The sequence below is a fragment of the Acidovorax facilis genome, from assembly GCF_023913775.1.
GTDB classification, from domain to species: domain Bacteria; phylum Pseudomonadota; class Gammaproteobacteria; order Burkholderiales; family Burkholderiaceae_C; genus Acidovorax; species Acidovorax facilis.
This window is the reverse complement of record NZ_JAMXAX010000065.1, coordinates 1-20,689: the sequence shown is the minus strand read 5'-3', so window position 1 is coordinate 20,689 and position 20,689 is coordinate 1. Positions and strand designations below refer to the sequence as shown.

The following is a 20,689-nucleotide window of genomic DNA, read 5'->3' as shown; positions in this document are numbered from 1 at the left end:
GAAGGGCGGGGGCATAGTGACTTCACGTCAACGGGATGCATCCAAGTTCGCCGGGCCGCTCCTCTGATCCAGGGCGGCGCTTCTTCCACAGAGAGTGTTACAGGAGACTTATTTATGAACCTGACGATCAGCGGTCACCACCTCGAAGTTACCCCAGCCTTGCGCAACTACGTCACCACCAAGCTGGACCGGATCACCCGCCATTTTGACCAAGTTGTCGACGTCAAGGTACTGCTGACGGTAGAGAAGCAAAAGGAGAAGGAAAAGCGGCAGCGAGCGGAATGCAATATCCATGTGAAGGGCAACGACCTGTTTGCCGAAAGCTCCCACGCCGACCTGTATGCTGCCGTGGATGAACTGGTCGACAAGATGGACCGTCAGGTGGTGCGCCACAAGGATCGTCTGCAGGACCACCACCACGAAGCCGCCAAGCGCGAACTGCACGCTTGATGCGCCAGCCCTGAGCCTGGCACAGCAGCCGCCCCTTTCGGGCGGTTTTTTTGTTGCCCACAGCGCCGCGCTCAGGGTTTTCGCCAATATGTGCATAATTGTTACCCTTGACCATGAACCGACTCGCCTCCATCCTGCCCTCCGCTCAAGTGCTTGTGAGCGTTGACGCCACCAGCAAGAAGCGTGCTTTTGAAGAAGCGGGTCTGCTGTTCGAGAGCCAGCACGGTCTCTCGCGCGCGTTGATCACCGACAGCCTCTTTGCGCGTGAACGCCTGGGCTCCACCGGACTGGGCCATGGCGTGGCCATTCCCCACGGGCGCATCAAGGGCCTCAAGGCACCGATGGCTGCCGTGTTCCAGCTGTTGAACCCCATCGGGTTCGATGCGCCAGACGAGTTGCCCGTGGGCCTGCTGATTTTTCTGCTGGTGCCTGAAGCCGCCACGCAGAAGCACCTCGAAATCCTCTCCGAGATTGCCGAACTGCTCAGCGATTCGGCCCTGCGTGAAAGGCTCAAGGCCTGCACCGATGCTGCCGAACTGCACGGCATGATTGCCGGCTGGCAGTCCACGCAAACGGCTTGAGCCTGTCTGGCGCTGCGCACTTTCGCTGATTCGCCGTGAAGCCCAATGTTGTCAGCGCCGATGTTCTGTTTGAGGAATTTCGCGGCCCCCTGAAGTGGGAGTGGGTGGCCGGGCTGGGCGCTTCCGAGCGGCGCTTTGACGAAGTGGCCGTGCGGTCCGCGCGCTCCGGGGCCGATCTGGTCGGCTACCTCAATTACATCCATCCCTACCGCGTCCAGATCCTGGGCGAGCGCGAGATCGCCTATCTGAGCAGTGCGTCTCCCGACGATTGCAAGCGTCGCATTGCCCGCATCGTGACGCTGGAGCCGCCCGTGCTGGTGCTGGCCGACGACCAGACCGCCCCCGATGCGCTGGTGTCGATGTGCGAACGCGCGCAGATCCCGATGTTCTCCACGCACGAGTCCTCGGCGTTTGTGATCGACGTGCTGCGTGCCTACCTGTCCAAGCACTTTGCCGACCGCACCACCATGCACGGCGTGTTCATGGACATTCTCGGGCTGGGTGTGCTGATCACCGGCGAATCTGGCCTGGGGAAAAGCGAGCTGGGCCTGGAGCTGATTTCGCGCGGCAACGGCCTGGTGGCCGACGACGCGGTGGATCTTTACCGCATCAACCAGACCACCATCGAGGGCAAGTGCCCCGATCTGTTGCAGAACCTGCTGGAAGTGCGCGGCATCGGTCTGCTCGATATCCGAGCCATCTTTGGCGAGACGGCCGTGCGCCGCAAGATGCGCCTCAAACTCATCGTGCACCTGGTGCGCAAGGAGACCCTGGAGCGCGACTACGAGCGCCTGCCCTACGAGCCACTCACGCAAGACGTGCTGGGCGTGCCCGTGCTCAAGGTGGTGATCCAGGTGGTGGCTGGCCGCAACATCGCCGTGCTGGTCGAAGCCGCAGTGCGCAACACCATCCTGCAACTGCGCGGCATTGACACGTACCAGGAATTTGTGGAGCGCCATCGCCGCGCGATGGAACGCGATACTGGTGGCTAGTATGCTGCGTATTTGATAGCTGCTGGCGCTTGACAGGCAGGCGATACAGCCAGTTTGGATTCAGGCGCTGCGAAACTGGCGCGCGCCAATACCAGCGCACCCGTGGAACCGGCTTCGCCGGGCCACTGGGTGCGTCCCCCTCGGGGGAAGGCGCCGAAGGCGACTCAGGGGGGCTTACTTGCTAGCGCAGGCCGCGCACTGGCCATACAGGGCCATGGTGTGGTCCTGCACCAGCCAGCCCTTGGCCTTGGCCACGGCCTGCTGGCGTTTTTCAATCTCGGGGTCGTAGAACTCCTCCACCTTGCCGCACGACGTGCAGATGAAGTGGTCGTGGTGCTGCCCTTCGTTGAGTTCGTACACCGCCTTGCCGCTCTCGAAATTGCTGCGGATCAGGATGCTCGCCTGCTCGAACTGCGTGAGCACGCGGTAGACCGTGGCCAGGCCAATGTCCGAACGCTCTTCCAGGAGCACGCGGAACACATCTTCGGCCGTCATGTGGCGTTGCTCGCCTTTCTGGAAGATCTCCAGAATCTTCAGGCGGGGCAGCGTGGCCTTGAGTCCCGTGCTTTTGAGTTCGTCGATGTTGGTCATGGCATGGTCTTTCGGGATGCGGGCCTCGGCCTCAAGGTCAGAAGGCCTGCCGCTACAATGGGGCGATCATATCCTCAGCCCTTTTACCCATGCCCGTCAAAGCCCGTTGCAGCGCCCGCCTGGGCCTGGTCCTTTTGGTCGGTGCCAGCGTGGCCGCCCTGGCCGGTTGCAGTAGCCTGGATGGTGCCAGTACCCGCATTGCCAGCATTGTCACTCCCTACAAAATCGATGTGGTGCAGGGCAATTTTGTGTCGCGCGAGCAGGTCGAGGCGCTCCAGCCCGGCATGAGCCGCCAGCAGGTGCGTGAAATCCTCGGTACGCCGCTGGTCACCAGCCTGTTCCATGCAGACCGCTGGGAATACGTGTTCACGCTCAAGCGCCCCGGTGAAGAAGCCCAGACCCGCAAGCTGACCGTGTATTTCAAGGGCGATGGGTTGGACCGCTCCGAAGGCGATCCCATGCCCACAGAGACCGAGTTCGTGGCCACACTGGGCTCGCGTGGCTCCAAAAGCAAGGTGCCTGTGCTGGAGGCCACACCGGAGCAACTGGCCCGCTACCCTGCGTCGCAACGGCCATCTGCCTCCCCGACAGCGCCCCCGCTGGAGCCTGCTTCTGTCAGCTACCCGCCGCTGGAAGCGCCAGCACGCTGATTTTCGCGATCTGGCCGGTGGGGCAACGGGTAGATCGATGCCCGCCTCACTTCAAAGCCAACGACAACGTACAGGACACTCATGACAGGGACCCCTTCGCCTGCCCCCGCATCTACGCCCTCGCGCCCCCTCCGTGTTGCCGTTGCCGGTGCATCCGGTCGCATGGGCCGCATGCTGATCGAGGCCCTTCGCGCCAGTGATGACTGTGTGCTGGCAGGCGCGCTGGACGTGCCGTCCAGCCCCGGCATCGGTTCGGATGCCACCGCGTTTCTGGGCCATGCCAGCGGTGTTGCCATCACCGCCGACATTGCTGCGGGCCTGAAAAACGCCGACGTTCTGATTGATTTCACACGCCCTGAGGGCACCCTGGCCCACCTGGCCGTGTGCTGCGAACTCGGGGTAAAAGCCGTGGTGGGTACCACGGGCTTCACCGATGCGCAGAAGGCCGAGATTGCCGTCTTTGCCCAGCGTACCGCCATCGTCATGGCGCCCAACATGAGCGTGGGCGTGAACGTCACCCTCAAGCTGCTGCAGATGGCGGCCAAGGCCATGGCCACGGGCTACGACATCGAGATCATCGAAGCCCACCATCGCCACAAGGTGGATGCGCCCTCGGGCACCGCGCTCAAGATGGGCGAGGTGATTGCCGAAGCCATGGGGCGCGACCTCAAGGAATGTGGCGTGTACGCCCGCGAAGGTGTCACTGGTGAGCGCGATCCGTCGAGCATCGGTTTTGCCACCATCCGGGGTGGTGACATCGTGGGCGATCACACCGTGCTGTTCGCGGGCATCGGCGAGCGCATCGAGATCACGCACAAGTCTTCCAGCCGCTCCACCTACGCACAGGGCAGCCTGCGGGCGGTGCGGTTCCTCGCTGGGCACAAGACGGGCATGTTCGACATGTTCGACGTGCTCGGTCTGCAATGAGAAACCCCCTGAGATGCTTCGCATCTTCCCCCTGCAGGGGAACGCCACCCGTGACCTGGCGAAGCCAGTTCCACGGTGGCACTGGCTTCGGGCGCGCCAGTTGCGGGCGATGCGCCAAATAACGAGGTATTGATGGACGCTCTCCACTGGTGGCGCCAGGGCGACGCCGTCACGCAGGGTGCCGCACTGGTGCTCCTGGCCATGTCAGTGGCAAGCTGGGTGGTCATCGTCTGGAAGTTGCGGCTCATGCGCCAGGCCAGTGCCGACGTGGCCCGCTGCACTGCGGCGTTCTGGCAGGCGCCATCCATGGAGGTTGCGGCACAACGTTTGCAGTCTTTTGACCGCGCTGCGCTGGTCTTGCCTCTCGTGGTTGCTGCAAATTCAATAGCAAATCATTCTCTGCCCGATGCCCCGGCCTCGCTGGCCAGCGCGGGCAGCCTGTCCCAGCGGTTGACCCGGGTGCTGCGCGATGCCCTGCATGGCGTGCTGGGGCGCCTGCAGTTTGGCCAGGTGCTGCTGGCCACGGTGGGCTCCACCGCGCCGTTCGTGGGGCTGCTGGGCACCGTGTGGGGCATCTACCATGCGCTGACGGCCATGGCGGGCGCGGGCCAGATCACCATCGACCGCGTCTCCGGCCCCGTGGGCGAGGCCCTCGTCATGACGGCGGCCGGGCTGGCCGTGGCCATCCCCGCCGTGCTGGCCTACAACGTGTTTGGGCGGCTGATCGGCCGCATCGAGGCGGACCTGGAAGGGTTTGCGCGCGACCTGCGCGAACTGGTCATTGACACGGTCGCCCCCGCCGATTCCCGGCCCTGAGCGCCAGGGAGGTTGAATCCATCATGGCCTTCGGACGTCTCGAACGCACCACCGGGCCACAGCCCATGAGCGACATCAACATGACGCCGCTGGTCGATGTGATGCTGGTGCTGGTGGTCATCTTCATCCTCACGGCACCGCTGCTGGCCAGCTCCATCCGGCTCGACCTGCCGCGCTCCGAGGGCGCCACGCCCGGTAGTGCGCCGCAGTTCGTTACCCTTGTGGTCGATGCGTCGGGCCAAGCCTTTCTGGACGACCAGCCGCTGTCGCAGAGCGCGTTGGCTGAGCGCCTGCGCCGCATCGGCGCCGAACGGCCCGACACCGAAATCCAGCTGCGCGCCGACGCCGCAGTGCCCTATGGGCGCGTGGTCGAGGTCATGGGCGCAGCGCATCTGGCCGGGCTGCAGCGCATCGGCTTTGTGGCCGAGCCACCGGCTGCAGGCGCGCCGTCTGCCCCTGCCAAGGCCCCCTGAAACCGCCGTGCACCGCCGTGCCAGCCGTTCTGCGCAGGCCGCTGGCGGCGGCAGGCGCGGAAGGTAGGGCCTGACAGCCTAAAATCTGCGCAGCGCGGCCCTGCGGCTGCACCTCCCTCTCACCCCCGAGCCCCCATGCAAGACAAATACTCTCCCCAAGACGTCGAGCGCGCCGCCCACGGCCACTGGACCGCCACCGATGCCTACCGCGTGACGGAAGACGCCAACAAGAAGAAGTTCTACGCCTGCTCGATGCTGCCGTACCCCAGCGGCAAGCTGCACATGGGCCACGTGCGCAACTACACCATCAACGACATGCTCACGCGCTACCTGCGCATGAACGGCCACAACGTGCTGATGCCCATGGGCTGGGACGCGTTCGGCCTGCCCGCCGAGAACGCGGCGCTGAAGAATGGTGTGCCCCCTGCCAAGTGGACGTACGAAAACATCGCGTACATGAAAAAGCAGATGCAGGCCATGGGCCTGGCCATCGACTGGAGCCGCGAAGTGGCCACCTGCGACCCCACTTACTACAAGTGGAACCAGTGGCTGTTTTTGAAGATGCTGGAAAAGGGCATCGCTTACCGCAAGACCCAGGTCGTGAACTGGGACCCGGTGGACCAGACCGTGCTGGCCAACGAGCAGGTGATTGACGGCAAGGGCTGGCGCACGGGTGCGGTGGTCGAAAAGCGCGAGATCCCCGGCTACTACCTCAAGATCACCGACTACGCCGAAGAGCTGCTGGACTTCGTCACCGGCGACAAGCTGCCCGGCTGGCCCGAGCGCGTGAAGCTGATGCAGGAGAACTGGATCGGCAAGAGCGAAGGCGTGCGCTTTGCGTTCACGCACGACATTGCAGGCGACGACGGTGCGCTGATCGGCGACGGCAAGATGTACGTGTTCACCACGCGCGCCGACACCATCATGGGTGTGACCTTCTGCGCCGTGGCGCCTGAGCATCCGCTGGCCGCCCACGCCGCCAAGACCAATCCTGCTCTCAGAGCCTTTATCGAAGAATGCAAGAGCGGCGGCACTACCGAGGCCGAGCTGGCCACGCAAGAGAAGAAGGGCGTGCCCACGGGCTTGTTCGTCACGCACCCGCTCACCGACGAAAAGGTCGAGGTCTGGGTCGGCAACTACGTGCTCATGGGCTATGGCGACGGCGCCGTGATGGGCGTGCCCGCGCACGACGAGCGCGACTTTGCGTTTGCCCTCAAGTACGGCATCGAGATCAAGCAGGTGGTGCTGGTCGATGGCGAACACTTCGACTACCACCAGTGGAACGACTGGTACGGCGACAAGCAGCGCGGCGTGACCATCAACTCCGACAGCTTCAGCGGCCTGTCGTACAAGGAAGCCGTGAACGCCGTGGCCCATGCGCTGGAGCAAAAGGGCCTGGGCGAGAAGAAGACCACCTGGCGCCTGCGCGACTGGGGCGTGAGCCGCCAGCGCTACTGGGGCACGCCGATCCCCATCATCCACTGCGATGAACACGGCGCCGTGCCCGTGCCCGAAAAAGACCTGCCCGTGGTGCTGCCGCAAGACTGCATCCCCGATGGCTCGGGCAACCCGCTGCACAAGCACGAAGGCTTCCACGCGGGCGTGACCTGCCCCGTGTGCGGCAAGCCTGCCCGCCGCGAGACGGACACCATGGACACGTTCGTGGACAGCTCGTGGTACTTCATGCGGTATTGCGACCCCAAGAATGCCGATGCGATGGTGGCGGGCGGTGCCGACTACTGGATGCCGATGGACCAGTACATCGGCGGTATCGAACACGCCATCCTGCACTTGCTGTACGCCCGCTTCTGGACCAAGGTCATGCGTGACCTGGGCTTGGTCAAGGTCGATGAGCCCTTCACCAAGCTGCTCACGCAGGGCATGGTGCTCAACCACATCTACAGCCGCCGCACCGCCAAGGGCGGCAAGGACTACTTCTGGCCGCACGACGTGGAGCACGTGCTGGACGAAGGCGGCAAGATCATCGGCGCCAAGCTCAAGAACGAAGCCACCAGCGGCGACGGTATGTTGCCCGTGGGCACGCCCATCGACTACGAGGGCGTGGGCACCATGTCCAAGTCCAAGAACAATGGCGTAGACCCGCAGGACCTGATCGAGAAGTACGGCGCCGATACCGCCCGCCTGTACACCATGTTCACCGCACCGCCCGAGGCCACGCTGGAGTGGAACGACGCTGCGGTGGAAGGCAGCTACCGCTTCCTGCGCCGGGTGTGGAACTTCGGTCTCAAGCTGTCTGCTATGGATATGGGAGCTGCCAGCGCAAGCGTGGCAAGCGCTAGCAGCCTGAAAGATGTGGAATTCAGCAAAGAGGCCAAGGCCCTGCGCCTGGAGATCCACACCGTGCTCAAGCAGGTGGACTACGACTACCAGCGCATGCAGTACAACACCGTGGTCTCCGGCGCGATGAAGATGATCAACGCGCTCGAAGACTTCAAGGCCACCGACTCGGCTGGTGCTCAGGTGGCGCTGATCGAAGGCTTTGGCATCCTGCTGCGCTGCCTGTACCCGGCCACCCCCCACATTGCGCACAGCCTCTGGAGCGGCCTGGGTTACGCGGCCGAACTGGGCGACCTGCTGGATGCACCCTGGCCCCAGGTCGATGCGAACGCGCTGGTGCAGGACGAGATCGAGCTCATGCTGCAGGTCAACGGCAAGCTGCGCGGCTCCATCCATGTGCCCGCACAGGCCGACAAGGCCGAGATCGAACGCATTGCCCTGGCCAGCGAGGCGTTTGTGGCCCAGGCTGCAGGCGCTGCGCCCAAGCGCGTCATTGTGGTGCCTGGCCGCCTCGTGAACGTGGTGGTATAGCCCCCATGAACAAGCGCACACTGCTCTCCCTCGCGCCCGTGGCCCTGCTGTCCGCTTGCGGATTTCGGCTGCGGGGCGTGCCCGAGTTCGGGTTTGACTCGCTCTACATCGCAGCACCTGCAGGCTCGCCCCTCGCGCGGGAGTTGCAGCGCACGCTGGAGGGTTCGGGCGGCAAGCTGCAGCTGCTGCGCGACCCGGCGGCCATGCCCACGGCCGATGCCATTCTGGATGTGCTGCAGGAGCAGCAGGAGCGCGCCGTGGTGGGGCTCAATGCCTCGGGCCAGGTGCGCGAACTGCAGCTGCGCCTGCGCATAAGGTTCCGGCTGCGTACCCCGGCAGGTGCCGAACTGATTCCCGAGACCGAACTGCTGCAGCAGCGCGACATCAGCTACAACGAGACCATCGCCCTCGCCAAGGAGGCTGAGGAAGCACTGCTCTACCGCAACATGCGGACCGACCTGGTGCAGCAGCTTATGCGCCGCCTGGCAGCGGCCAAGCGCTGAGCCCAGGCGTGGGGCTGTGGCCTCTTGGCGGTAGCGCAGAGCAGCAGGCAGCGACAGCGCCTTGCCGGGCGTTCGTGATGGGCGAGGCGCAGGCGCTCAGGGGGATGTTCGCATGAGCGTACTTTTGCCAAACAGCGACTCCACCAGGTCCACCGCCAGCACCGCCGTGCGGTTGCGCACATCGAGCGCGGGGTTGAGTTCCACAATGTCCAGCGAGGCCAGGCGCCCGCTGTCGGCAATCATCTCCATGCACAACTGCGCCTCGCGGTAGGTGGGGCCTCCCGGCACCGTGGTGCCCACGCCGGGCGCGATGTCGGGGTCCAGAAAGTCCACATCAAAGCTCACATGCAGGTGGGTGTGTGCATCCAGTCCGGCCAGCGCCTGCTGCATGGTCTGGCGCATGCCCACCTCGTCGATGTAGCGCATGTCGAACACCTCCAGGCCCTGCTCATGCACAAAGCGCTTTTCGCCTGCGTCCACGCTGCGGATGCCGATCTGCCGGATCTGCGACGGGCGGAGCGCCGCGCCACCGCCCGGCATGCGGGCCAGCCCGGTCAGCGCCTCGGGGCCAAACCCGCACAGGCAGGCCACGGGCATGCCATGCACATTGCCGCTGGGCGTGAGTGCACTGGTGTTGAAGTCGGCATGGGCATCCAGCCACAGCACCCGCAGCTTCTTACCCACCTCCGCGCAATGGCGGGCCACGGCGCTGATGCTGCCCAGGCCCAGGCAGTGGTCGCCACCCAGCAAGATGGGCAGGTGGCCCAGTTGCAGCTCGGCATACACGGCGTCAAACACCCGCTGGTTCCACTCCACCACCTCGGGCAGGTGTCGGTAACCGTCCACGGGCGGCTGCCACGGGTTGGCGGGGCCACTCAAGTTGCCCCGGTCAAACACCTGCAGTCCGTGCGACTCCAGCGCTGCCTGCAGGCCCGCCACGCGCAGGGCCTCGGGCCCCATGGAGGCGCCGCGCGCCCCGGCGCCGATGTCGGTGGGGGCGCCGATCAGGCTGGTGGGCTGGGCGCTGCGCAGGGCGTTGGGTGGCATGGTGCGGGGGCTTTCTGGGAAGGCAGTCGATGTCGGTACGGGCGCGTGTACGCGCCCCGGGGGAATTCTCGGGGCTTTGGGCGCCAGTGAATAGCACTGCAGCTGATTAGTTCGCGGTCTCTCTTGTGCACTGTGAGGGCATTTGCTGGCAATGTGCACAGTGCCGGGCCTGCCCAGGCGATAAACTTTGCCGCATGCAAGTCGCCCTGGCCCAACTCTCACCGCATCTTCAACGGGGCCTGTCGCCGCTTTACGTGTTGCATGGCGACGAGCCCCTGCTGCAGCAGGAGGCGGCAGACGCCATCCGCGCCACGGCCCGTGCTCAGGGCTATACCGAACGCACCTCGTACACGGTAGCAGGCGCTCACTTTGACTGGAGCGCCGTGCTGGCTGCAGGCGGCAGCTTGAGCCTGTTTGCCGACAAGCAAATCGTCGAGATCCGCATCCCCTCGGGCAAGCCCGGCAAGGATGGTGGCGTGGCGCTGCAGCAGATTGCTGAATCTGCCAAGGGCAACGACAGCACGCTCACGCTGGTGATGCTGCCGCGCCTGGACAAGGCCACACGCACGGGCGCATGGTTTGCGGCGCTGGAATCCAGCGGCACCTCCATCCAGATCGACCCCATCGAGCGCGGCATGCTGCCGCAGTGGATCGCCCAGCGCCTGGCCGCTCAGGGCCAGCGCGTGGTGGCGGGCGAGGAAGGCCAGCGCACGCTGCAGTTTTTTGCCGACCGGGTGGAGGGCAATCTGCTCGCCGCCCACCAGGAGATCCAAAAGCTCGCATTGCTCCACCCCCCCGGCGAGCTGGCGCAGGCCCAGGTCGAAGCCGCTGTGCTCAACGTCGCGCGCTACGACGTGTTCAAGCTCTCTGAATCCGTGCTCTCAGGCCATACCGCCCGCGTGCAGCGCATGCTCGACGGCCTGCAGGCCGAGGGCGAGGCCGAAGTGCTGGTGCACTGGGCGCTGGCCGAAGACATCCGTGCCTTGAAGCGCGTGAAAGACGCCATGAACGCCGGCCGCCCTCTGCCCATGGCCCTGCGCGAAAACCGGGTGTGGGGCGCCAAGGAAAAGCTGTACGAACGCATCCTGCCCAGGGCCAGCGACGCGGCGCTGGCGCGCCTGCTGCAGTCGGCGCATATCGTGGACGGCATCGTCAAGGGGCTCAAGCAGCCCGATTGGCCCACGGACGGGTGGCAGGCGCTGCAGAGGCTTGCGTTGCAGGTGTGCAGGCTGACCCAGGCCGCGCGGTAAGGTTGGCCGATAAATTTGAGTGTTCTTGGCCTCTGGCGCTTATCCAGAAAGCGCAAGTAGCTATCAAAGATGTAGTGGCGGACTTTGTCTGCCCGTGGACTTCAGGGCTGCTCCAGCACCCCGCGCGCTTTGTCCGCCCACATCCGCAGGTTGGCCACCAGATCCTTCTGGCTGAACGAGCAGCTTTCCTCTGAAAACAGCGCGCTCGACTCCAGCCGGTCCAGCAGGTTCAGCAGCACCTCGCCGTAGCGTGGGGGCAGGGCGGCGAGCAGGGTGGTTTGCTGGCGGGCCAGGGTGCTCAGGGTGGCGGCGGTGTGGTCGCCGCGTTCAAAGGCCTGCAAGGCTTCGGTCAGGGCGACGAGCTGGGCGGGGGCGGTGGTGGTCATGGCCAAGGATGTGCGAGTAGGGCAAGGCCGCAAGGGTAAAGCCAAGTGCGGCAAAATCGCTGGATGAACGCTCTCAACGTCGCCGAATACACGCATTCTCTCGGTCTCCAGGCCAAAACGGCCTCTGCGCTGATGGCCAAAGCGCCAGCAGCTATCAAAAACAAAGCGCTCAAGGCGCTGGCCCGCTTGCTGCGTGAGAGCGTGGCTGCGCTGCAGATCGACAACGCCAAAGACCTGGAGCGCGCTGTGGCCAACGGCCTGGCCGAGCCCATGGTGGACCGCCTCAAGCTCAGCCCCAAGGTGCTGGAGACCTGCGCCGAAGGCTGCGAGCAGCTCGCTGCCATGCCCGACATCATTGGCGAGATCCTGGGCATGAAGCAGCAGCCCAGCGGCATCCGCGTGGGCCAGATGCGCGTGCCGATTGGCGTGTTCGGCATGATTTACGAGAGCCGCCCCAATGTGACCATCGAGGCCGCGTCGCTGTCGATCAAGAGCGGCAATGCCTGCATCCTGCGTGGTGGCTCCGAGGCGATTGATTCGAACAAGGCGCTGGCCAAGCTGGTGCAGCGGGCACTGGCGGAGGCGGGCCTGCCGGAGCACGGCGTGCAGCTGGTGCAGACCACGGACCGCGAGGCCGTGGGCCAGCTGATTGCCATGCCGCAGTTTGTGGACGTGATCATCCCGCGTGGCGGCAAGGGACTGATCGAGCGCATCAGCCGCGATGCCAAGGTGCCCGTGATCAAGCACCTGGACGGCAACTGCCACACCTATGTGGACGACCCCTGCGACATCGCCATGGCGGTGAAGGTGGCCGACAACGCCAAGACCAACAAATACAGCCCCTGCAACGCGAGCGAAGGCCTGCTGGTGGCGCGCGGCGTGGCGGCAGAGTTTTTGCCGAAGATTGGCGCTGTCTATGCGGCCAAGGGCGTGGAGATGCGCGGCTGCCCCGAGTCGCTGGCCATCCTGGCCTCGGTGCCTGGTGCCCAGCTGGTGCCCGCCACCGAGCAGGACTGGAGCGAGGAATACCTGGCCCCGATCATCAGCGTGAAGGTGGTGGCCGGTGTGGACGAGGCCATTGCCCACATCAACCACTATTCGAGCCACCACACCGATGCCATCCTGACGCGTGACCACATGCACGCCCAGCAGTTCCTGCGCGAGGTGGATTCGGCCAGCGTGATGGTGAACGCCAGCACGCGGTTTGCCGATGGTTTTGAGTACGGCCTGGGGGCAGAAATCGGCATCAGCACCGACAAGTTCCATGCGCGTGGGCCGGTGGGCATCGAAGGGCTGACCTCACTCAAGTACGTGGTGCTGGGCGAGGGTGAGGTGCGGGTTTGATTTGCTCCTTATTTCATAGCTGCTAGCGCTTGCCTGTAAAGCGCTAAGGCCCAATTTTTTATGAAAATCATCATCCTCGGCGCGGGCCGTGTGGGCCAGAGCGTGGCAGACAGCCTGGTGTCCGAGCGCAACGACATCACAGTCATCGACACCGATGCAGCCCGCCTGCGCGACCTGGAGTCGCGCTTTGACCTGCGCGGTGTGGTGGGCAATGGCATCGAACCGGCCGTGTTGGCCGAGGCGGGCGCCGAGGACACCGATCTGCTGATCGCCTGCGCTGCACAGGACGAGACCAACCTGGTGTGTTGCAAGGTGGCGCAACTGGTGTTCAACATCCCCAAGCGCATCGCGCGGGTGCGTTCCAACGGATTCACGCTGGATGAGCGGCTGACCGGCCCCGAGGGCTTTGGCGTGGACCGCATCATCTGCCCCGAAGAGTCCCTGACCCGCTACATCGGCAAGCTGATCGAATACCCCGAGGCCATGCAGGTGCGCGAGTTTGCGGGCGGCCGCGCCTGCCTGGTGTCGGGCCGGGCTCGGCCCGGTGCGCCCATGGTGGGCCCCACGATTGGCGAGCTGCGCGAGCGTGCGCCCGAGATGGCGATGCGCATGGTGGCCATCTACCGCCGTTTTGCCGACGAGCCCGATCGCTTCATCGCCTGCGACGGCGCCACCCGTATCGAGCCGGGCGACGAGGTGTTTGTGCTGGCGGCGCATGAGCACATTTCCCAGGTGCTGGCGGCCTTGCACCGCCCTACCTCGCAGCAGGCCCAGCCGGTGCGCCGCATCATGATTGCGGGCGGCGGTGGGGTGGGCTTGCGCCTGGCGAGGCAACTGGCGCAGACGCCAGGGCGCTTTCACATCAAGATCATTGAAGACCATGCCGAGCGCTGCGTGGCACTGGCGTCGGCGCTGCCCTCAGACGTGCTGGTGCTGCAGGGCGATACCACCGATGAAGACCTGCTGGGTGATGAAGGCATCGAGGAGGTGGACCTCTTCCTCGCGCTCACCGACGATGACGAGGACAACATCATGTCGTGCCTGCTGGCCAAGCGCATGGGCGCCAGCCGCGTGCTGGCGCTCATCAATCGCCGCAGTTATGCCGATCTGATGCACGGCACGCAGATCGACATTGCGCTGTCGCCCGCGCAGGCCATGCTGGGCGAGCTCCTGGCCTATGTGCGCCAGGGCGATGTGCAGGCCGTGCACAGTCTGCGCCGTGGCGTGGCCGAGGCGCTGGAGATCGTGGCGCGCGGCGACCGCAAAAGCTCGCGCGTGGTGGGCCGCAAGGTCAGCGAGCTGCAGCTGCCGCGCGACGTGCACATCGGCCTGATTGTGCGCGGGCTGCCCGATGCCTCCGACCCTGTCCCGGGCCACCCACGCGAGCCCGAGGTCATCATCCCGCGCAGCGCGACGGTGATCGAGAGCAACGACCATGTGGTGTTCTTCCTGCCCAACAAGCGGCGGGTACGTGACGTGGAAAAGCTCTTCCGCGTGAGCGCGACCTTTTTCTGACCCGACCCCGGGCTTGGCGAGATCACCATGACGGACATGTTTCCCGTTTTGCGGGTGCTGGGCATCCTGATCATGATCTTTGCGCTGGCCATGGGGCTGCCGCTGGCGGTGTCTTTGTGGACGGGCGATGGTGTCTGGTTTGTGTACCCGTTGTCCATGGGGGCCACGATGCTGGCGGGGGCCTGGCTGTGGTGGCGGCTGCGGTTGTTCCGGCAAGAACTGCAACCGCGCCATGGCGTGATGCTGGTCTCGCTGGTGTGGATGCTGCTTCCCCTTTCTGCCGCGCTGCCTCTGATCCTGGCGGGGCACTACACCGGGCAGCCGATGTCGTTCACGCATGCCTACTTCGAGGCTGTGTCGGGGCTCACCACCACGGGCTCCACCGTGCTCGCGGGCCTGGACGCCTTGCCGGTGTCGGTCAACGTGTGGCGCACCTTTTTGCAGTGGATGGGCGGCATGGGCATCCTCATCCTGGCCGTCGCCGTGCTGCCGCTGCTGGGGGTGGGTGGCAGTCAGCTGTTCAAGGCCGAGGCGGCCGGGCCGCTGAAGGACACCAAGCTCACGCCGCGCATGACCGGTACGGCCAAGGGGCTCTGGGGGGTGTATGCGCTGTTCTCCACGCTGTGCGGCCTGGCCTACTGGGCCGGGGGCATGGCGCCACTGGATGCGCTGATGCACATGTTCACCACCGTGAGCCTGGGCGGGCTGTCGTCGCACGACCTGAGCTTTGGCTACTTCCAGTCGCCCCTGCTGGAGGTGATCTGCATCTTCTTCATGCTGGTGGCCAGCTGCAACTTTGCGCTGTACTTTGTGGCATTTCGCAAGGGCCACTGGGGTGGTTTCTGGCGTGACCCGGAGCTGCGGGCCACGCTGTTTGCGCTGATCGGCGGCGGGCTGGTGGTGGCTCTGCTGCTGTGGGCCAAGGGCGTGTATGGGCCGCTCGATGCGCTGCGCCACGGCATGTTCAACCTGGTGTCGCTGGCCACCACCACCGGCTACGCCACGGTGGACTACCTCGCCTGGCCGGTGTTTGCGCCCGTGTTCATGCTGCTGTTGTCGGGCGTGGCCACCAGTGCCGGCTCAACGGGCGGCGGGATCAAGATGGTGCGCATGCTCATTCTCGTCAAGCAGGCGCGCCGCGAGATGAACCGGCTGGTGCATCCGCGCGCGGTGCAGCCCGTGCGGCTGGGCGATGCCGTGGTGGACAACCGAGTGATCTTTTCGGTGTTGGCCTTCATGCTGGTCTATGGCGGCACCATCTTCGGGCTCAGCATGGTCATGCTGTTGACCGATCTGGACCCGGTGACGGCTTTTTCCGTGGTGTTGGCCAGCGTGAACTGTGCGGGACCGGGCCTGGGCAGCGTGGGGCCTGCGTCCAACTACGCCGTGCTGACCGATTTTCAGATCTGGGTGTGCTCCCTGGCCATGCTGCTGGGGCGGCTGGAGATTCTGAGCTTCATGGCCTTGCTCACCCCGGCGTTTTGGCGGCGCTGAGCGGGGCTGCCCGAAAAATCCGCCCGGCGGGCTTGCGAAGGCTCGGTCACGCCCCAACCCTACAATGGATTGCAATCGTTCCCGTCTCCTCTGAGGGCTCCCCATGGTTCCGCATCTCATCACGGCCCTGACCGGGCCGATCAACGAACTCGAACAGCGTGTTCTCGACTCGATGCCCGCCATCGAACGCTGGTTCCGGCTGGAATGGATGGAGCACACGCCGCCGTTCTATACCTCGGTGGACATCCGCAATGCCGGCTTCAAGCTCGCGCCCGTGGACACCAATCTGTTCCCCGGCGGCTGGAACAACCTCACCAAGGAGATGCTGCCCCTGGCCGTGCAGGCCGCCATGGCTGCCATCGAGAAGATCTGCCCCGAGGCACGCAACCTGCTGATCATCCCGGAGAACCACACGCGTAATACGTTCTACCTGGCCAACGTGGTGCAGCTGCAGCGCATCTTCAACATGGCCGGGCTCAACGTGCGCGTGGGCTCCATCAGCCCCGAAATCAAGAAGCCCACGCTGATCGAGCTGCCCAACGGTGACACGGTGACGCTGGAACCCGTGGTGCGCACCAAGCGCCGCCTGGGTCTCAAGGACTTTGACCCCTGCACCATCCTGCTCAACAACGATCTCTCGGCCGGCGCCCCCGGCATCCTGGAAGACATCCACGAGCAGTACCTGCTGCCCCCGCTGCACGCGGGCTGGAGCGTGCGCCGCAAGAGCACCCACTTCAAGAACTACGAAGAGGTGGCCAAGCGTTTTGGCAAGATGCTGGGCATCGACCCCTGGCTCATCAACCCCATGTACAGCCAGTGCGACGAGGTGGACTTTGCCGAAGACAAAGGCATGGACAAGCTGCAGACCACGGTGGATGCGCTTTTGACCAAGGTGCGCCGCAAGTACAAGGAATACGGCATCAACGAAAAGCCGTTTGTCATCGTCAAGGCCAACAACGGCACCTACGGCATGGGCATCATGACCGTGCGCGATGCCAAGGAGCTGGATGCGGTCAACCGCAAGACCAAGAACAAGATGGCCGTCATCAAGGACGGCCAGCCGGTCAACGACCTCATCATCCAGGAAGGCGTGTTGACCCAAGAGCGTGTGCACGAGGCCGTGGCCGAGCCTGTGGTCTACATGATGGACCGCTATGTGGTGGGCGGTTTCTACCGCATGCATGCAGAGCGCGGCGTGGACGAAAACCTCAATGCACCGGGCGCCAGCTTCGTGCCGCTGGCCTTTGAGCACAGCACCCACATGCCCCAGCCTGGCGTGCGCCCGGGGGTGAGTGCGCCCAACCGCTTCTATATGTATGGCGTGGTGGGCCGCCTGGCGATGCTGGCAGCCAGCTATGAGCTGGAGGCCACCAACCCCGACGCCGAGGTGTACGACTAGCCTCCTCCCTGAATTGCCCACGGCGCGCTCCCACCAGCCAAGTGACGCTGCCTGCCACGTCGGCCCACGACTGCCAAGGGTGAGTTGCTGCGTTGCAACATAGGGTGTGGCCTCCAGGCGCTTGATCGGGCGCAAGCGCACAATAGCGTTCCCAAAAGTAACGGAACCCGGCGACCCTTGTGTGTCGGGTGCGGTCAGTGCAAAGCTCCAAGTCATCGCTCGCAGCGCTCACGCTGGGCGCCATCGGTGTTGTGTATGGCGATATCGGCACCAGCGTGCTGTATGCCGTCAAAGAAGTGTTCGGGTCCGGCCATGTGCCGTTCACGCAAGACAACATCTACGGCATTCTTTCGATCTTCTTCTGGACGCTGACCGTCATTGTTTCGCTGAAATACGTGGTGCTGGTGCTGCGCGCCGACAACCATGGCGAAGGCGGGCTGATCGCGATGCTGGCCCTGGCTTCGCAGGCCGTGAAGGACAAACCCCGGCTGCGCGGCGTGCTGCTGGCGGTGGGCATCTTCGGCACCTCGCTGTTTTATGGTGACGGCGTCATCACCCCGGCCATTTCGGTGTTGTCGGCGGTGGAAGGTCTGGAGGTGGTCTCGCCCCACTTCAAGCAGTACGTGATTCCCATCACCCTGGTCGTGCTGTTTTGCCTGTTTGCCGTACAAAAGCGCGGGACCAGCGGGATCGGCAAGTTCTTCGGGCCCATCACGCTGGTGTGGTTTTTCAGCATTGCCCTCTTGGGGGTCTCTCACATCGTGGGCCATCCCGAAATCCTCTGGGCGTTGAGCCCGCACCATGCGGTCGGGTTCATGTGGGCCAATCCGGGCACCAGCTTCATCATCCTGGGTGCGGTGGTGTTGTGCGTGACCGGTGCCGAGGCCCTGTATGCCGATCTGGGCCACTTTGGCAAGCGGCCCATTCGCCTGGCTTGGTTTGGCGTGGCCATGCCGGCGCTCACGCTCAATTACTTTGGCCAGGGTGCACTGCTGCTGGCCGAGCCCGAGGCCGTGAAGAACCCCTTCTACATGATGGCACCCGACTGGGCGCTGATCCCGCTGGTGGTGCTGGCCACCATGGCCACGGTGATCGCGTCGCAAGCCCTCATCACCGGCGCCTTCAGCGTGACCAAGCAGGTGATTCAGTTGGGCTACCTGCCCCGACTGAATATCCAGCACACCAGCGTGCGCGACACGGGGCAGATTTACATGCCGCTGGTTAACTGGGGGCTGTTCGCCGCCATCGTTCTTTCGGTGGTGATGTTCCGCTCGTCCAGCAACCTGGCGGCGGCTTACGGCATTGCCGTGACGCTGGACATGCTGATCACCACCACGCTGACTTTCTTCGTAATCCGCTATGGCTGGGGCTACCCGCTAGCGCTTTGTATTGCGGCCACAGGCTGTTTCTTTGTGGTGGACCTGGCGTTTTTTGCGTCCAACCTGCTCAAGCTGTTCCAGGGCGGCTGGTTCCCGCTGCTGATTGGGGGCATCGTGTTCTCGTTGATGATGACGTGGAAGGAAGGGCGCCGCCTGCTGAATGACAAGTTGCGTGCCGACGCAATCGACCTCAAGGACTTCCTGGAGTCGGTGTTCGTCAGTCCGCCCACGCGCGTGGATGGCACCGCAGTGTTCCTCACTGCCGAAACCGGCGCGGTGCCCAATGCGCTTTTGCACAATCTCAAGCACAACAAGGTGCTGCATCAGCAGAACCTGTTCGTCACGGTGCACAACCACGAAACCCCCTGGATCGGCCTGGACAAGCGCCTGCAGGTCGAACCGCTGGGCCACGACTGCTGGCAGGTGGTGATCCACTACGGCTTCAAGAACGACCCCGACGTACCCCGCGCGCTGGAGCTGCTGCGCGGCCGGGGCTGCGAGCTGGAGGCCATGACGACCAGCTACTTCCTCTCGCGCGATACGGTCATCCCCACCATGGGCGGCGGCATGGCCCCCTGGCGCGAAAAGCTGTTTGCCCAGATGCACCACAACGCCAGCGGCGCGGCAGACTTCCTGCATCTGCCGAACAACGCAGTGGTCGAACTCGGGTCCAAGATCGAGATTTGAGCTGATTGTTTTTGAGTGTTTTCAGGCCCTGGCGCTTGGCGGCCTCAAATCTACAGTGCGACATCTTCTACGTTTCTGGTGACGCTCAGCGGCGTGGTGTTCGCGGGCAGCTTTGCGCTATTTGTGCAACAGTACAGGCGTTCACCAGCGTGAGGTACACGGCGCACTGCATGCGTCGCTCCCTGTTCTTCTTCTTATCTGTCTGCAAGTGATCTGCCATTGGCAGCACCTGCACACCTTTCTGACCCGACACCATGAAACTGCTCTTCATTGCCGATCCCCTGCAAAGCTTCAAGATCTACAAGGACACGACATTCGCCATGATGCGCGAGGCTCAGCGGCGCGGACACACCTTGGCGGTGTGCGAGCCGCAGCACATCACCTGGCAGCGTGGCAGCAAGGTGACGGCCCGTGTGTGCGACATCCAACTGACAGCAGACCCGGTGCAGTGGTACGCCGCACAGCCCGAGCGCAGGGCACCCTTGGCCAGCTTCGACGCTGTGCTGATGCGCAAGGACCCGCCTTTCGACAGTGAGTATTTCTATGCGACTCACCTGCTGGAGCAGGCTGAGCGTGACGGCGCCCGTGTGTTCAACAAGCCCCGTGCGCTGCGTGACCACCCGGAGAAGCTGGCGATCATGGAGTTTCCGGAATTCATCGGGCCCACTCTGGTGACGCGGGATGCCGCAGACATTCAGCGTTTTCATGCAGAGCACGGGGACATCATTCTCAAGCCGCTCGACGGCATGGGCGGCATGGGAATCTTCCGTGTGGGCCCGGATGGGCTCAACCTGGGAAGCATTACCGAAACCCTGAACCGCCACGGCGCGCAAAGTGTCATGGTTCAGAAGTTCTTGCCGGAGATCGTCGAAGGCGACAAACGTGTCCTCATCATCGGGGGGGCACCAGTGCCTTTTTGCCTGGCGCGCATCCCGCAAGGCAGCGAAGCCCGGGGCAACCTGGCTGCCGGAGGCAAGGGTGTTGCCAAGCCGTTGTCGACACGGGACTGGGAAATCGGTAACGCCTTGGGGCCTGTGCTTCAGGCGCGGGGCCTGCTGCTGGCTGGAGTTGATGTGATCGGCGATTGCGTTACCGAGATCAATGTCACGAGCCCCACCTGCTTCCAGGAGATCTTTGACCAGACGGGGTGCGATGTCGCTTCCCTGTTCATCGATGCCCTGGAGGCTGCATTGACGGCCTCTGCCCCGTAGTCTGCTGAATTTTCGTCCTCATCTCTTTCCAGCCCCTTTAAATTAGTGCTATAGTCGAAGGCTTCGCTACTTAGGCGGTTCTGCAGAAATGTGGTGACGCTGAAGATGTGGTGGTGATGGGGTTTAGGTCCTGTTGCTGCTGATGTCGAGAAGGTGGATGAAGAA

19 protein-coding genes are annotated in these 20,689 nt (G+C 64.2%); 16 read left to right on the top strand and 3 right to left on the bottom strand.

Annotation, left to right across the window (positions count from 1 at the left end; all coding sequences use genetic code 11):
• Positions 1-114 precede the first annotated feature (114 nt).
• The 3 genes from hpf (at position 115) to hprK (ending at position 2,023) form a co-directional block, all read left to right on the top strand.
• Entirely contained in the window at positions 115-450 is a 336-nt protein-coding gene (gene hpf / locus NFX52_RS17540) for a ribosome hibernation-promoting factor, HPF/YfiA family (RefSeq protein ID WP_010464246.1), read from the top strand.
• Positions 451-563: 113 nt separating this feature from the next.
• The gene (locus NFX52_RS17535; protein ID WP_055395439.1) at positions 564-1,031 is read left to right on the top strand and encodes a PTS sugar transporter subunit IIA; all 468 of its coding nucleotides are present in this window, start codon (positions 564-566) and stop codon (positions 1,029-1,031) included.
• 35 nt (positions 1,032-1,066) lie between these two features.
• Positions 1,067-2,023 carry an HPr(Ser) kinase/phosphatase gene (gene hprK / locus NFX52_RS17530; protein ID WP_055395437.1) on the top strand — a complete coding sequence of 319 codons (957 nt, stop codon included), beginning with the start codon at positions 1,067-1,069 and terminating at the stop codon, positions 2,021-2,023.
• Between the two features lie 174 nt (positions 2,024-2,197).
• Here the strand turns inward: hprK and fur are convergent, their stop codons facing one another.
• The gene (gene fur / locus NFX52_RS17525; RefSeq protein ID WP_055395436.1) at positions 2,198-2,614 is read right to left on the bottom strand and encodes a ferric iron uptake transcriptional regulator; all 417 of its coding nucleotides are present in this window, start codon (positions 2,612-2,614) and stop codon (positions 2,198-2,200) included.
• Positions 2,615-2,703: 89 nt separating this feature from the next.
• Between fur and NFX52_RS17520 the strand changes: the two genes are divergently transcribed.
• From NFX52_RS17520 to NFX52_RS17495, 6 genes are all read left to right on the top strand, one after another.
• Positions 2,704-3,264: an outer membrane protein assembly factor BamE gene (locus tag NFX52_RS17520; protein ID WP_055395435.1), complete on the top strand. Its 561-nt coding sequence runs from the start codon at positions 2,704-2,706 to the stop codon at positions 3,262-3,264.
• An 81-nt stretch (positions 3,265-3,345) separates the two neighbouring features.
• Complete coding sequence (dapB, locus tag NFX52_RS17515) at positions 3,346-4,191, top strand: 4-hydroxy-tetrahydrodipicolinate reductase (RefSeq protein WP_082437324.1); 846 nt, start codon at positions 3,346-3,348, stop codon at positions 4,189-4,191.
• Positions 4,192-4,323: 132 nt separating this feature from the next.
• Positions 4,324-5,007: a MotA/TolQ/ExbB proton channel family protein gene (locus NFX52_RS17510; RefSeq protein ID WP_055395433.1), complete on the top strand. Its 684-nt coding sequence runs from the start codon at positions 4,324-4,326 to the stop codon at positions 5,005-5,007.
• Between the two features lie 23 nt (positions 5,008-5,030).
• Positions 5,031-5,480 carry an ExbD/TolR family protein gene (locus NFX52_RS17505; RefSeq protein ID WP_055395432.1) on the top strand — a complete coding sequence of 150 codons (450 nt, stop codon included), beginning with the start codon at positions 5,031-5,033 and terminating at the stop codon, positions 5,478-5,480.
• A gap of 135 nt (positions 5,481-5,615) precedes the next feature.
• Positions 5,616-8,309, top strand: coding sequence for a leucine--tRNA ligase (gene leuS / locus NFX52_RS17500; protein WP_055395430.1), 2,694 nt, complete (start codon positions 5,616-5,618; stop codon positions 8,307-8,309).
• 5 nt (positions 8,310-8,314) lie between these two features.
• Positions 8,315-8,812, top strand: a complete 498-nt coding sequence (locus tag NFX52_RS17495; RefSeq protein ID WP_055395428.1) for an LPS-assembly lipoprotein LptE — start codon at positions 8,315-8,317, stop codon at positions 8,810-8,812.
• A gap of 96 nt (positions 8,813-8,908) precedes the next feature.
• Here NFX52_RS17495 and rocF read toward each other — a convergent pair whose 3' ends face one another.
• Positions 8,909-9,859, bottom strand: coding sequence for an arginase (gene rocF, locus NFX52_RS17490; RefSeq protein ID WP_055395426.1), 951 nt, complete (start codon positions 9,857-9,859; stop codon positions 8,909-8,911).
• Between the two features lie 194 nt (positions 9,860-10,053).
• Between rocF and holA the strand changes: the two genes are divergently transcribed.
• Positions 10,054-11,109, top strand: a complete 1,056-nt coding sequence (holA, locus tag NFX52_RS17485) for a DNA polymerase III subunit delta (protein ID WP_055395424.1) — start codon at positions 10,054-10,056, stop codon at positions 11,107-11,109.
• A 101-nt stretch (positions 11,110-11,210) separates the two neighbouring features.
• On the opposite strand, the gene NFX52_RS17480 is transcribed toward holA, so the two are convergent.
• On the bottom strand, positions 11,211-11,495 hold the full coding sequence (locus NFX52_RS17480; protein ID WP_156358621.1) for a hypothetical protein: 285 nt from the start codon (positions 11,493-11,495) through the stop codon (positions 11,211-11,213).
• Between the two features lie 63 nt (positions 11,496-11,558).
• Here NFX52_RS17480 and NFX52_RS17475 point away from each other — a divergent pair, with 63 nt between their 5' ends.
• The 6 genes from NFX52_RS17475 (at position 11,559) to gshB (ending at position 20,524) form a co-directional block, all read left to right on the top strand.
• Positions 11,559-12,839: a glutamate-5-semialdehyde dehydrogenase gene (locus tag NFX52_RS17475; protein ID WP_055395422.1), complete on the top strand. Its 1,281-nt coding sequence runs from the start codon at positions 11,559-11,561 to the stop codon at positions 12,837-12,839.
• A gap of 60 nt (positions 12,840-12,899) precedes the next feature.
• Complete coding sequence (trkA, locus tag NFX52_RS17470) at positions 12,900-14,354, top strand: Trk system potassium transporter TrkA (RefSeq protein ID WP_207402024.1); 1,455 nt, start codon at positions 12,900-12,902, stop codon at positions 14,352-14,354.
• Positions 14,355-14,381: 27 nt separating this feature from the next.
• Entirely contained in the window at positions 14,382-15,848 is a 1,467-nt protein-coding gene (locus tag NFX52_RS17465) for a TrkH family potassium uptake protein (protein ID WP_055395418.1), read from the top strand.
• 103 nt (positions 15,849-15,951) lie between these two features.
• On the top strand, positions 15,952-17,247 hold the full coding sequence (gene gshA / locus NFX52_RS17460) for a glutamate--cysteine ligase (protein WP_055395416.1): 1,296 nt from the start codon (positions 15,952-15,954) through the stop codon (positions 17,245-17,247).
• A gap of 197 nt (positions 17,248-17,444) precedes the next feature.
• Entirely contained in the window at positions 17,445-19,313 is a 1,869-nt protein-coding gene (locus NFX52_RS17455; RefSeq protein WP_055395414.1) for a potassium transporter Kup, read from the top strand.
• A 254-nt stretch (positions 19,314-19,567) separates the two neighbouring features.
• A complete protein-coding gene (gene gshB, locus NFX52_RS17450; protein WP_252635751.1) occupies positions 19,568-20,524 on the top strand; it encodes a glutathione synthase in 957 nt (318 codons plus the stop codon).
• Positions 20,525-20,689 lie beyond the last annotated feature (165 nt).

Coding starts and splice junctions, on each gene's coding strand:
- NFX52_RS17465 (WP_055395418.1), top strand. CDS start 14,382: ATGACGGACATGTTTCCCGTTTTGCGGGTGCTGGGCATCCTGATCATG.
- hpf (WP_010464246.1), top strand. CDS start 115: ATGAACCTGACGATCAGCGGTCACCACCTCGAAGTTACCCCAGCCTTG.
- leuS (WP_055395430.1), top strand. CDS start 5,616: ATGCAAGACAAATACTCTCCCCAAGACGTCGAGCGCGCCGCCCACGGC.
- NFX52_RS17535 (WP_055395439.1), top strand. CDS start 564: ATGAACCGACTCGCCTCCATCCTGCCCTCCGCTCAAGTGCTTGTGAGC.
- rocF (WP_055395426.1), bottom strand. CDS start 9,859: ATGCCACCCAACGCCCTGCGCAGCGCCCAGCCCACCAGCCTGATCGGC.
- NFX52_RS17510 (WP_055395433.1), top strand. CDS start 4,324: ATGGACGCTCTCCACTGGTGGCGCCAGGGCGACGCCGTCACGCAGGGT.
- dapB (WP_082437324.1), top strand. CDS start 3,346: ATGACAGGGACCCCTTCGCCTGCCCCCGCATCTACGCCCTCGCGCCCC.
- holA (WP_055395424.1), top strand. CDS start 10,054: ATGCAAGTCGCCCTGGCCCAACTCTCACCGCATCTTCAACGGGGCCTG.
- gshB (WP_252635751.1), top strand. CDS start 19,568: ATGAAACTGCTCTTCATTGCCGATCCCCTGCAAAGCTTCAAGATCTAC.
- NFX52_RS17480 (WP_156358621.1), bottom strand. CDS start 11,495: ATGACCACCACCGCCCCCGCCCAGCTCGTCGCCCTGACCGAAGCCTTG.
- NFX52_RS17505 (WP_055395432.1), top strand. CDS start 5,031: ATGGCCTTCGGACGTCTCGAACGCACCACCGGGCCACAGCCCATGAGC.
- NFX52_RS17475 (WP_055395422.1), top strand. CDS start 11,559: ATGAACGCTCTCAACGTCGCCGAATACACGCATTCTCTCGGTCTCCAG.
- fur (WP_055395436.1), bottom strand. CDS start 2,614: ATGACCAACATCGACGAACTCAAAAGCACGGGACTCAAGGCCACGCTG.
- trkA (WP_207402024.1), top strand. CDS start 12,900: ATGAAAATCATCATCCTCGGCGCGGGCCGTGTGGGCCAGAGCGTGGCA.
- NFX52_RS17495 (WP_055395428.1), top strand. CDS start 8,315: ATGAACAAGCGCACACTGCTCTCCCTCGCGCCCGTGGCCCTGCTGTCC.
- gshA (WP_055395416.1), top strand. CDS start 15,952: ATGGTTCCGCATCTCATCACGGCCCTGACCGGGCCGATCAACGAACTC.
- NFX52_RS17520 (WP_055395435.1), top strand. CDS start 2,704: ATGCCCGTCAAAGCCCGTTGCAGCGCCCGCCTGGGCCTGGTCCTTTTG.